This is a genomic window from Actinoplanes sp. NPDC048791, assembly GCF_040650095.1.
Lineage (GTDB): Bacteria > Actinomycetota > Actinomycetes > Mycobacteriales > Micromonosporaceae > Actinoplanes.
This window is the reverse complement of sequence record NZ_JBEZGQ010000938.1, coordinates 1-3,274: the sequence shown is the minus strand read 5'-3', so window position 1 is coordinate 3,274 and position 3,274 is coordinate 1. Positions and strand designations below refer to the sequence as shown.

The window sequence follows — 3,274 nt, the reverse complement described above, 5'->3', positions numbered from 1 at the left end:
CTGGCGCGCGTCGTCGAGATCACCCTCGTACGGGTACGGCGGCGCGCTGGCCGGCAGGTTGCCGTTGACCGCGCGCAGCTCGGTGGTGTCCTGCGCGTCCGGGCGCAGCAGCTCGGGGGCGAGCGGATTCGGGCGGGGCATCCCGGCGCGCGGCTCGTCGTCCCGGGGCTCGCTGCCGTTGGGCGAGAGGTGGGCCAGCAGGTCCTCGTAGCGGGAGCGGCTGTCCGACCAGCGAGGGGCGGACGCGTTCTCCAGCGGGGACGGCCCCTGCGGCTCGGGCGCCGGGGAGAAGGGCGCCGGGGCGAAGGAGGGCGGGGGCGGGGGCATCGTGAACGGGCGGATCTCCCCCGAAGGGGGGTCCACCGGCGGGGGCCGCTCCTGGGTGAACGGGCGGATCTCGGTGGCGGGCCGGCGCCAGGCGGGCACCTCGGTCTCCGGGTCCAGCGCCGAGCCCGCGTTGGACCACGGGCTCTCCCGCGCGGCCCAGCCGTTCAGCAGGGTGCGGTCGCGCGATTCAGCGCCGGTGCCGCCGTCCGCTGCACCGGCGTCCCCGGAATGCCCTGTTTCGTCCACCGTGCGCTCCTCGCTTGCCCCCGCTGAGGCTACCGTGTGCTTGCAGTGGCGATAAGTTGCAGCGTCGCGACAATTGCCCGCCCGGCAAGCGACAGACGGCGAACCGGGCAATCCGCGCCCTACCGCGGGGGAAACACATCTCGGAGGTACACATGACCGCTGCGTCCGGCGGGGCACAGACGGCGGGGCGCCCCACGCGTCTGCCACGCTCCGCGCGCCGTAAGCAGCTGCTTGCCGCCGCGCAGCAGATCTTCGTGGCACAGGGCTATCACGCCGCTGCCATGGACGAGATCGCCGAACAGGCCGGCGTCTCCAAGCCTGTGCTCTACCAGCACTTTCCCGGCAAACTCGAGCTCTACCTGGCGCTGCTGGACACCCACTGCGACGCGATAATCGCCAAGGTTCGCGGCGCGATGCTGGCGACTCCGGACAACAAGGAGCGGGTCAAGGGCGCCGTCCGGGCGTACTTCGACTTCATGGACCACGAGAGCGAGGCCTTCCGCCTGGTCTTCGAGTCCGACCTGCGCAACGACCCCCAGGTCCGCGAGCGCGTCGAACGCGTCGAGCAGGGCTGCATCGCCGCGGTCACGGACACGGTCGTCTCCGACACCGGCCAGAACCAGGCGAACGCCGAGCTGCTGGCCTCCGGACTGGTCGGCGCGGCCGGCCAGGCGGCCCAGTACTGGCTGGCGAGCGGCCGGCAGACTCCCAAGGCCGAGGCGGAAGCCCTGGTCGCTGCCCTTATCTGGCGGGGTATCGCCAGCTTCCCGCTGCAGGGTGAGTCAACGCCCGGTACGTCCGGGGAAATCGGCTAGCCTTCATGTCGGAAGACATCTGAGGAGGAGGACCCCGTGGAGGTCAAGATCGGCGTGCAGTACGCCCAGCGCGAGCTGGTGCTGGAGAGCGCGCAGACTCAGGCCGAGGTCGAGCAGGCCGTGACCGAGGCGATGGCCAAGGACAGCGTTCTCACTCTGACCGACGAGAAGGGCCGCAAGGTGATCGTCCCGATCGCCAAGGTGGCCTACGTGGAGATCGCCGAGAAGTCCGAGCGGCCGTTCGGCTTCACCACGCGATAACCGGCACAGTACGACCGGACCGCAGGGAGTTCCACCCGGGGCTCCCTGCGGTTTCTATACAGCACCGTCACCTTCGCGCTGAGGTGCGGAATCTCTCTGTCGGGTAGACTTGCCGTTGTCGCCGTCGACGTCGGCTCGATATTTCGAGTCGCCGCGGCGACGCGCGTGCGGCCCGCGAGTTCCTCGCGTGTGGCCCGCGCCCTACCCAGACCGCGCCCAGGAATTCGACGGGCGCACCACGAGAGGCACCCGCAGAACTCCATGACCGACATCGAGAACACCGAGTCAGAACCGGCCCTGGTCCCCGTCCTCACCCGCGCGCCCGTCCGCCCGGACAGCCCCACCTTCGCTGAGCTGGGCGTCCGTGCGGAGACCGTGGACGCGCTGGCCGCGGCCGGCATCACGCGCGCGTTCGCCATCCAGGAGTACGCGCTCCCCATCGCCCTGCGCGGCACCGACCTGATCGGTCAGGCGCCGACCGGCACCGGCAAGACCCTCGGCTTCGGCCTGCCCCTGCTGGAGCGGGTGCTGGCCCCGAGCGAGGGCGCCGACGGCCAGCCCCAGGCGCTCGTCGTCGTCCCGACCCGCGAGCTGGGCCTGCAGGTCGCCCGCGACATCGCCGCCGCGGGCAGCACCCGTGGCGTGCGCGTGCTGCCGATCTACGGCGGCGTGGCGTACGAGCCGCAGGTCGACACCCTGAAGAAGGGCGTCGAGATCCTGGTCGGCACCCCGGGCCGCCTGCTCGACCTGGCCAAGCAGAAGCAGCTGAAGCTGGGCTCGATCAAGGCCCTGGTGCTCGACGAGGCCGACCGGATGCTCGACCTGGGCTTCCTCGAGGACGTCGAGAAGATCCTGGCCATGCTCCCGAGCGAGCGCCAGACCATGCTGTTCTCGGCGACCATGCCGGATCCGATCGTCGCCCTGAGCCGCCGCTTCCTGCACCACCCGGTGACCATCCACGCGGGCCACACCTCGGAGAGCGGCCCGTCGCCGCTGACCAAGCAGGTCGTCTACCGCACCCACCCGCTGAACAAGCTGGAGATGGTGGCCCGGATCCTGCAGGCCCGCGAGCGCGGCCTGACCATGATCTTCACCCGCACCAAGCGCGCCGCCGACCGGGTGGCCGAGGACCTCGACTTCCGCGGCTTCGCGGTCGCCGCCGTCCACGGTGACCTGGGCCAGGGTGCCCGCGAGCGGGCCCTGCGCGCGTTCCGCACCGGCAAGATCGACGTGCTGGTGGCCACCGACGTCGCGGCCCGCGGCCTGGACGTCTCCGGCGTCACCCACGTGATCAACTACGACTGCCCGGAAGACCCGGACACCTACACGCACCGCATCGGCCGCACCGGCCGCGCGGGCGCGACCGGCGTCGCGGTGACCTTCGTGGACTGGGAGGACATGCCGCGCTGGGTCCTCATCGACAAGTCGATGGGGCTCAACATGCCGCAGCCCCCGGAGACCTACCACACGTCCCCGGCATTGTTCTCCGACCTGGACATCCCGGAGGGCATCTCGGGCACGCTGCCGACCGCCGGGCGCACCCGGGTGGGCCTGTCGGCCGAGGTCGAGGAGGACCTGGGTGGCACCCGCCGCCGGGGCAGCCGCGACGGTGGCCGCGACTCGAG

At 71.4% G+C, this 3,274-nt stretch carries 3 protein-coding genes and 1 pseudogene; 3 read left to right on the top strand and 1 reads right to left on the bottom strand.

Translation table 11 applies throughout. The annotated features are described in order from the left end of the window. Positions 1–573: pseudogene (locus tag AB0C29_RS40080) on the bottom strand (hypothetical protein); the annotation flags it as partial. A gap of 152 nt (positions 574–725) precedes the next feature. Between AB0C29_RS40080 and AB0C29_RS40075 the strand changes: the two are divergent. The 3 genes from AB0C29_RS40075 to AB0C29_RS40065 all read left to right on the top strand — a co-directional run. Continuing rightward, positions 726–1,388, top strand: a complete 663-nt coding sequence (locus tag AB0C29_RS40075) for a TetR/AcrR family transcriptional regulator (protein ID WP_360551660.1) — start codon at positions 726–728, stop codon at positions 1,386–1,388. Positions 1,389–1,424: 36 nt separating this feature from the next. Continuing rightward, on the top strand, positions 1,425–1,649 hold the full coding sequence (locus tag AB0C29_RS40070) for a DUF3107 domain-containing protein (RefSeq protein WP_360551658.1): 225 nt from the start codon (positions 1,425–1,427) through the stop codon (positions 1,647–1,649). 261 nt (positions 1,650–1,910) lie between these two features. Beyond that, positions 1,911–3,274, top strand: a 1,364-nt coding sequence (locus AB0C29_RS40065) for a DEAD/DEAH box helicase (protein WP_360832075.1), incomplete at its 3' end; no start/stop codon positions are given.

What these genes read in the sequence shown, in the direction of transcription:
- AB0C29_RS40075 (WP_360551660.1), top strand. Translation starts at nt 726, where the DNA reads ATGACCGCTGCGTCCGGCGGGGCACAGACGGCGGGGCGCCCCACGCGT.